General features: G+C 63.9%; 7 protein-coding genes and 1 pseudogene. 4 read left to right on the top strand and 4 right to left on the bottom strand.

What is annotated here, in order from left to right:
• Positions 1–253 precede the first annotated feature (253 nt).
• Together ACFYOW_RS02810 and ACFYOW_RS02805 are read right to left on the bottom strand one after the other, a co-directional pair.
• A pseudogene (locus tag ACFYOW_RS02810) lies at positions 254–421 on the bottom strand (FAD-dependent oxidoreductase); the annotation flags it as partial.
• A gap of 145 nt (positions 422–566) precedes the next feature.
• On the bottom strand, positions 567–1,553 hold the full coding sequence (locus ACFYOW_RS02805; protein ID WP_387283892.1) for a hypothetical protein: 987 nt from the start codon (positions 1,551–1,553) through the stop codon (positions 567–569).
• A 575-nt stretch (positions 1,554–2,128) separates the two neighbouring features.
• Here ACFYOW_RS02805 and ACFYOW_RS02800 point away from each other — a divergent pair.
• Positions 2,129–3,535 (top strand): cellulase family glycosylhydrolase, encoded by a 1,407-nt coding sequence (locus tag ACFYOW_RS02800; protein ID WP_387283890.1) that lies wholly within the window; start codon positions 2,129–2,131, stop codon positions 3,533–3,535.
• 81 nt (positions 3,536–3,616) lie between these two features.
• Here ACFYOW_RS02800 and ACFYOW_RS02795 read toward each other — a convergent pair whose 3' ends face one another.
• Together ACFYOW_RS02795 and ACFYOW_RS02790 are read right to left on the bottom strand one after the other, a co-directional pair.
• On the bottom strand, positions 3,617–4,009 hold the full coding sequence (locus ACFYOW_RS02795; protein WP_387283888.1) for a cytochrome P450: 393 nt from the start codon (positions 4,007–4,009) through the stop codon (positions 3,617–3,619).
• Positions 4,010–4,020: 11 nt separating this feature from the next.
• The gene (locus ACFYOW_RS02790; RefSeq protein WP_387283886.1) at positions 4,021–4,761 is read right to left on the bottom strand and encodes a hypothetical protein; all 741 of its coding nucleotides are present in this window, start codon (positions 4,759–4,761) and stop codon (positions 4,021–4,023) included.
• Positions 4,762–4,933: 172 nt separating this feature from the next.
• Here ACFYOW_RS02790 and ACFYOW_RS02785 point away from each other — a divergent pair, with 172 nt between their 5' ends.
• The 3 genes from ACFYOW_RS02785 to ACFYOW_RS02775 all read left to right on the top strand — a co-directional run bounded on the left by ACFYOW_RS02785 (position 4,934) and on the right by ACFYOW_RS02775 (position 7,648).
• Positions 4,934–6,259 (top strand): NAD(P)/FAD-dependent oxidoreductase, encoded by a 1,326-nt coding sequence (locus ACFYOW_RS02785; RefSeq protein WP_387283884.1) that lies wholly within the window; start codon positions 4,934–4,936, stop codon positions 6,257–6,259.
• A gap of 141 nt (positions 6,260–6,400) precedes the next feature.
• Positions 6,401–7,378: an acyl-CoA desaturase gene (locus ACFYOW_RS02780; protein WP_387283882.1), complete on the top strand. Its 978-nt coding sequence runs from the start codon at positions 6,401–6,403 to the stop codon at positions 7,376–7,378.
• A 12-nt stretch (positions 7,379–7,390) separates the two neighbouring features.
• Positions 7,391–7,648 carry an acyl carrier protein gene (locus ACFYOW_RS02775; protein ID WP_387283880.1) on the top strand — a complete coding sequence of 86 codons (258 nt, stop codon included), beginning with the start codon at positions 7,391–7,393 and terminating at the stop codon, positions 7,646–7,648.
• The last annotated feature ends 1 nt before the right edge of the window (position 7,649 follow it).

The raw sequence follows: 7,649 nt of genomic DNA, 5'->3' as shown, positions 1-7,649 counted from the left end.
AACTTCGTCAATCTCGCCGATATGTCCGGATTCGGCGAGTGGACCCACATCACCGGGTGAACGCCGCGCGCACTTCCGCCACTGTCGCCCGACAGCCTTCCGTTATCGGGCAACCTTGCCTAGATCACCGATGGCAGAAGCACTGCACCGCAACAGGAGTCGGGCATGGCACGTCCGGCGTGGCGCCTACGCCTGCACCGCAGCAGCGGGGGAACCGCAGCGGCCCCGTCTCCGGAACGAGTACGGGGCGTCCTCAGACCACGGTCGCGGTCTCGTGCTCGAGCACATCACTTGCCACCCGTTCTCCCGAGCGAACAGCTCCGTCTACCCAAGCGCACATGACGGCAGAGCTCTCGGTTCCGGCCCAATGGATGCGGCCGCACGGCTCCCGCAGGGCATGGCCGAATTGGGTGAGGACACCGTTTCAGCCGCAGTGCGCCTGTCAGTCCTGCGAAGCCTGCACGATCACGCAATGGTCGACATCTGTCATGGCGAGCTGTCCTCGTATCGCAGTTCTGCGCGCGGCCTCTGTAGGACCAGCGAATTCCGAGGCAGAATAAGCAGTGTCAACGGTTCGGCGTGAACGGTTCGGTGCCGAGCACCAGGCGCAGACCCGAGATACCGGAATGCGCTCGGGCGTAAGCCAGTTCGCGGCTGATGTCACCGACGTTGTTGACTATGGGAAGCGAAATGGCGAGCGTTGAGAGAGTGCCGAGCGCGTAGCCATCGCTGTCGAGGAAGGCGCTGCCGCTGTCGCCCGGAATGCCGGGGATGGTCGCGACAAAAGCGTGGGTCCAGCCGCTGGCAGCGACATCGTCGATCTTGCTTTCACCGATCTGAGGGGACAGGCCGGCGATTCCGCCACGCAGAATTGAGTTCCAGTAGCTGTAGATGTGGTCGCCGGCATTCGTGCCGCTGGTGTTGATGCCGACTGGGCCGCCCCAGTGCGGCAGGCTCGGATTGACTTTCCCGATGTCCTCCGGCGCGAGCTTCACCAGCGCCAAGTCGTTGTAGGCACAGGCATTTCGGTCCTGCTCGCCGTTTTCCTGCATGGTCAGCCAACTGCTGTACGCGAGTTGCCCGGCGGCGGTCGTCGCGCCGGAAACCGGCGAGCCGTTGCGGTTGAAACTCACGTCGGTTCCCAGCGGGAGGCTACCGGCGGTGCAGCCATCGGTATCGGTGACGAGTCCCGTGGTGCCGCAGTGGGCCGCCTGGCCGATGTACACATGGCCGGTGTCATCGATGAAGACGTAGTTCGCCGTGCATTGGACCGCGCCGTGGGTATAGGTCTGTATCCCGGGGGTGATCGCGGCGGAGGCGGCGGGCGCCCATTGATGTCCGGCCTGGTCGGCGGCAACGGTCGTCCCGTAGCCGGCGCCGAAGGTGAAGGCCTGCCGTTGCGGTGACGCAGACGTCGAGGCCGAAGCATGGTTGTCTGCTGTGCTGTCGGTGCCGGGCTGGTTGCCGCAGCCGGCAGCCAGGTACGTGCCGGTCGCTGCGAGGACGCAGGTCACCGGAATGGCGAACGCGCGGCGAAAACTGGACAGCAGCATCGATGGTCTCCTAGTGGTTGTGAGGTGGACGATCTAGCGCGGGGGGTGCGGCTGCGGACCGCAAAGCGCCGAGCGCGACGACGTTGCCCAGCGATTGTCATCCGGTTTGCTGCTCACATTGCGTCCTTGGTCGGCCGACTTCGGCGGTTGCGCAAACTTGTGGCGATGCTCGAACCGGTTTCGGGGCCCGGCGGATGGCTGCCGCAGAAAACCGGATGACCAGCTAATCTGAACCTCATTCGTTTGCCATCACGATGTGGTCAGGTACTACCAAGAAGTCGATCAGACACTGAGATGAAGTCCCGCAAATTCTCAGCATAACTCAGCGGAACCGGCTGGGTGGAATGCATTGCGACCTCTCTCCGAGGCGATGTTCGAGGCATGCGACGTCGTCTGTGCGCAGCGGAGTGTCGTGATCGAATCCGGTCGGCGGCATATATAGCATTTCCGCATCAGCGCCGTGGTCTAGACCATCTCGTGGTACGGATTGATCCGTGGCACCGAGGGCTGCCGTGTATTGGAGCGCTTCGCCGCTGTCAGTGCCGTAGGCGCATACTCGTCGAAAGGTTTGCGCGATGACCATCATGTCCGCGACAGCGCGGTGTCTCGGGTTGGTGATGTTGCTGCTGCTGGGACTGACCACACCGGCCGCGGCGACACCGACGGCTCCTGAACTGGGGCACGCGGGCCGCTGGCTCACCGACGAGCAGGGCCGGGTGGTCACCTTGCACGGCGTGAATCTGGTCTACAAGTACCCGCCCTACTTCCCCGCGGCGGGAGGTTTCGGCGAGAACGACGCCCAGTTCCTCGCGGAGAACGGTTTCAACGCGGTGCGGCTGGGTTTCGCATGGAATGCGGTCGAGCCGCAGCCCGGAGTGTACGACGACAACTACATCGCGCAGTTCGAGCAGACCCAGCAACTGCTGGCCCGGTACAACATCTACAGCCTTGTCGATTCCCATCAGGACGGGTTCAACGAATCGGTGGGCGCGAGTTGGAGCGGGTTCCCCGACTGGGCGACGTTCACCGACGGGTTCCCATTGCCGCCGAATCCGGGCTTTCCGCTGGTCTACTTCACAAGCCCCGCGCAAAACCAAACGTGGGCGAACCTCTGGCACGACCATGCTGCGCCCGATGGCATCGGGCTGCAGGAACACTATGCGGCCATGTGGGCGCATGTCGCGCAACGCTTCGCAGACGAGCCGTACGTGCTGGGCTACGACCTGATCAATGAGCCGTGGCCCGGTTGGGAGTACCCGACGTGCTTTCCCCAGGGCTGTCCCCAGTTCGAGGGCGGTGTGCTCGCGCCGTTCGAAGCAAAAGCGATGAACGCAATCCGACGAGTCGACCCGAACCACCTGCTGTTCTACGAGCCGTCCGTAACCAACGACTTCGGTACGCCGAACTGGATGCCGAATCCAACCGGCGATCTGAACGCGGGGATGAGCTTTCACGACTACTGCTTCGGACCGGTCGACACCTGCGTGAGCAACGGATTGGATCGCGCCGACGCCGAGCGCGTTGTCGGGCTGGTGACCGAATTCGGCGCGACCAATGACTCGGCGAAGCTGACCGGTCTCACCGATAGATTCGACGACCACATGGCTTCCTGGCTGTTCTGGTCCCGAACGCAGGACCGGACACCTGGTCATCCCCAGGAGCCGCCGACCGGCCCCAACCTGATGGACCCGGCGATCGTCCGGCCATATCCACGCGCAATCGCAGGCACCCCGCAGCAGTGGCACTACGACAGCACGACCGGGACGTTCACCCTCCAATTCAGTACCCGCCGCGCCGATTTCGGCGAACCGTTCGCACCTGGAACCCGGACCGAGGTGTATCTGCCGCAGAGCAACTACCCCAACGGCTACCAGGTCGAAATCCGGGGCGCTGACGTCGTGTCCCTACCCGATGCCCGGCTGCTTCAACTCACCGCCACCCCCGGACAGGACGCTGTGCAGGTGACCGTGACGCGCCGGTGACCGGCGCCGAGGCCAGCTGAGGTGCGAGAGATGCCATCGGAGTGGAAAGCCGACGCGGCCATACGGCAGCGGTCCCGATGTTCAGGCGGGCATTCGGACCGGCAGTGCTAGTGGGCCGCGCATCGACACCGATACCCGGTACGGCGGAGCATCGTCGAGCAGGTCGAATTCGGGGACGCGGCGCATCAATTCGGTGAAGAGCACCTCGGCTTGCAGCCTGGCCAGGGGCGCATCGACGCAGAAGTGTGGTCCGTGGCTGAAGGCGAGATGACGTGGTGTTTTGCGGTTCGCCGCGAACCTGGTCACATCCAGCGAGTCGGGATCCGGAAATGCTTCCGGGTCCCGATTGGCCGAGCCGACGAGCAGGATCAGGCCCGTTCCCCGCGGCAATGTCTGGCCGGCGAACTCTGTGTCCCGCATGGCGACGCGGGTCGGGAACGGTACGGGGGTGTCGAAGCGGAGGAACTCTTCCACGGCAAGCCGGCTCAATTCCGGTTCAGCGCAAAGGATTTCGCGCCGAGCAACTCCGTCTCCGTCAACACGTCACCGCGGTCCTCGACTGCGCCGAGCGCGCTGAGCAGATCGTCGCGTGGATCGGCTCGCCTCTGGTTGATCATGCTGCGGAAGAAGGCCATGAACTCACGAGAAGCGGTGCTGCGGGCCTCATGTGCCTCAGGGGTCATCAGCGGATCAGGGTGGAAGCCGCGAGCCAGGTCCTGTGACCAGCGCTGCACATCGGCGGATGCGGGGACTCCCACGAGTTCGCAGACGATCGACAACGGCAGTGGATAGGCGATGAGATCGATGAGGTCGAACTCGCCGGCCTGCAGGGCTTTGGTCACCAGATCGTCGACGAGTTGCTCGATGCGCGGGCGCAGCGCTGACACCATGCGCGGGGTGAACGCCTTCGAAACGAGAGTGCGCAGCCGCGTGTGGTCCGGCGGGTCCATCCACAGGAACGAGGTGGGCATCTCCTCCGCGGCACTGTCGGCGGGCACACTGGGATGCATTTGTGCAGCTTCGTCTGCGTGGCTCCAAGCGGTGTCCTGAAGAACCGCGGCACAGTCGGCATATCGAGTGAGCAGACGCAGCCGGAGTGGCGTCTCGTGTACCGCGCCGGCGGCGCGCAACTCGCGGGTCGGCGTGTACGGATCGTGCCGGCCTTCGGGTAAGAACAGCCTGGCCAGTGGGTTCGTCGTAACGTCTGGCAGTTCTGCTGAATTCACATTTCGGAGCCCAGCAGCCGGCGATGGCGAAATAATGAATTACCCGTGAATTGCGTACTGCAATAGCTCTGTTCGATGACGCCATAGTCCACGCGGGATGACGAATTGTATCGCCCGATAGGATTATTCGATACGAATTGAACCGTGCACCGAATCCTCGATTATTCGGTTGATGAATTCGAATTCCCCGCACGCGGTCGTTATCGGCGCGGGCGTCGCAGGACTGCTCACCGCCATCGTGCTCGCAGAGCATTTTCCACGCGTCACGGTGCTCGAGCGTGACACTTTCGTAGGCAGCGAGGCGCGCAGGGGAGTTCCCCAGGCCAGGCATCTGCACGGCCTGATGGAGGGCGGACGCGCCATCATCGAGCAACTCTGCCCAGGATTGACCGAGGAAGTCGTCGCCGCCGGTGCACCGACAACGGAGGTGCTGGCCGGCTCACGCTGGTACCTGAGTGGGCTGCGTGCGGCGCCGACCGAAACCGGGCTCGTCACCTTGCTCGCCAGCCGACCCCTGCTCGAGTCCCAGTTGCGGCGGCGAGCAATCGAGCTCCCCAGGTTGACATTGCGTGAACGCATCGCGGCAAACGGTCTGGTCGCCGACGGTGGCCGGGTCACCGGAGTACTGGTGAGCGAGGCCGGCGCAGCCCCGGAGACGATCGCCGCCGAACTCGTCGTCGACTGCACCGGCCGCGCATCCCGCGCGCCCGAGTGGCTGCGGGCGATCGGCGCGCAGGCGCCCGAACAACAGAGCGTCGTCATCGACCTCGGCTACTCTTCGCGCACCTATCGACGCAAGCCCGAGCATCTGGACGGTCAACTCGGCGTGGTCGTTTCGACCATGCCGGGGCGTCGCGGTGGTGGCGCGATCGTCGTCGAGGGCGACAAGTGGCATGTGACGCTGGGCGGGATGCTGGGCGATCACCCACCGACCGATCACGACGGCTTCCACGCATTCGCTGCGACGCTGCCCGTTCCCGACATCCACCGCATCGTGACCGCCGCCGAGCCGTTGAGCGATCCGGTACCGCACAGATTCCGCGGTTCGGTCCGGAATTACTTCGAACGAATCGCGACGCATTCGGATGGATTCATCGCGCTCGGCGACGCACTGTGCAGCTTCAATCCGCTCTACGCGCAGGGCATGACCGTCGCGGCGCAGCAGGCACTCGCCCTGCGCGCATGCCTTCGAAAAGGCACCGCCCAATTGCCCGCCCGGTTTTACGCCCATGCGGCGCGCCACGTCGATGTGGCATGGCGGATGTCCACCGGCGCCGACCTGAACCATCCCGGCGTGGTCGGGCGGCGAACGCCTCGAATCCGTTTGCTGAATTCCTACGTGACACGCGCACATCGTGCCGCGCACGTCGACCCCACCCTCGCCCGTACGTTCATGAGGGTCGCCAATCTGGTCGACCCGCCCGAAACATTGCTGAAACCCGCGACAGTTGCGCGGATATTGTGGCGCAGTCGTGGCATTGATCTGCCTGCAGAGTAGTTCGGCACCGGGTCGCGATCAGCGATTTCGATCTTGCGATCGGCAGGACTCGGTCCTGCGATGGCGGTTCAGTCGCCGAGGTTACGGTCGAGGGGTCCCGCTGGCGAAAACGGTCTCGGACCGATGAGGTGTAGTCGAGTGATGGCCGAAGATAATCATCCGAATGGCGACTTGCCCGAACCGCGCAGGAAAACGATCAGCAGTCCATACATTCATCGGCTGCAGCGTCGGCATTTTCTTCTTTTCGATATCCTGCCGATTCTCGGCACGGCCTGCGCATTCGCGTTTCTCGCGGTACACCCGTTCGGCGTAACCGAATTCGTGCTGCTGTTCTCGATGTGGCTGGTGACCGGGCTCGGCGTGACCGTCGGCTATCACCGGCTGTTCACCCATCGCACGTTCAAGGCGGTGCCGTGGGTCGCCGGGCTGCTGGCGATATTCGGGTCGATGGCCGGACAGGGCGGCGTGGTGTCCTGGGTGGCGCTGCATCGGCGGCATCACGAATACAGCGATCGCGAAGGGGATCCGCACTCGCCCAACCTTTCCGGCGGTGGTCTACTCGGTGCGCTGCGGGGCCTCGTGCATTCGCATTTCCTGTGGATGCGCCGCCACGAATACCCGAACGTCGTGCATTACGCTCCCGACCTCATCAAGGATCGCGGCTTGGTGCGGATCGCCCGCCTCTACTACTACTGGGTGGGGCTCGGGCTGCTCATCCCCACGGTGATCGGCGGGCTGGTTTCGCTGAGCTGGACCGGAGCGGTGAGTGGTCTGCTGTGGGGCGGTCTGGTGCGGATCTTCGTACTCGAGCACATCGTCTGGGCGATCAATTCTTTCCTGCACATGTTCGGTACCCGCCGCTACGCATCGCGGGAGAACAGCCACAACGGCGGAATATTCGCCCTGGTGACGTTGGGGGAGTCGTGGCACAACAACCATCACGCATTCCCCGAATCGCCGTCCTTCGGTTTGGACTGGTACCGGCTCGACCCCGGTTTCTGGCTCATCAAACTGCTGGAGATATTCGGTCTGGCCTCGGATCTGAAAATGCCGTCCGCGCCGCGGATGGCCGCCAAACGTATTTCCGGAAACTCTGAACCCGTCGGTAACGCAGCGTGAGGAATACACACAGTGGACACGAGTAGAGACGCCATCGTCCTGTGGTGCAGGGAATATCTCGGAAATTTGCTCGAGATTCCGTCGGAAGCGGTGGACCCGGCCGCGGACTTCGACCGGATGGGAGTCGACTCCGCCCTAGCGGTCGCGTTGTTGATCGAAGCCGAGGCGCGCTATGGCGTCGATCTGGCGCCCGAGGATCTCTTCGAGAACCCGAATATCAACGCGGTGGCCGGCTATCTGCACGAGCAGAGCCGGCGGAGCGTGGCGTAGC

Source organism: Nocardia sp. NPDC006982, from assembly GCF_042869435.1.
In the GTDB taxonomy this organism is placed as follows: domain Bacteria; phylum Actinomycetota; class Actinomycetes; order Mycobacteriales; family Mycobacteriaceae; genus Nocardia.
The sequence above is the reverse complement of the archived record's forward strand: the minus strand, read 5'-3'. Positions and strand labels throughout refer to the sequence as shown.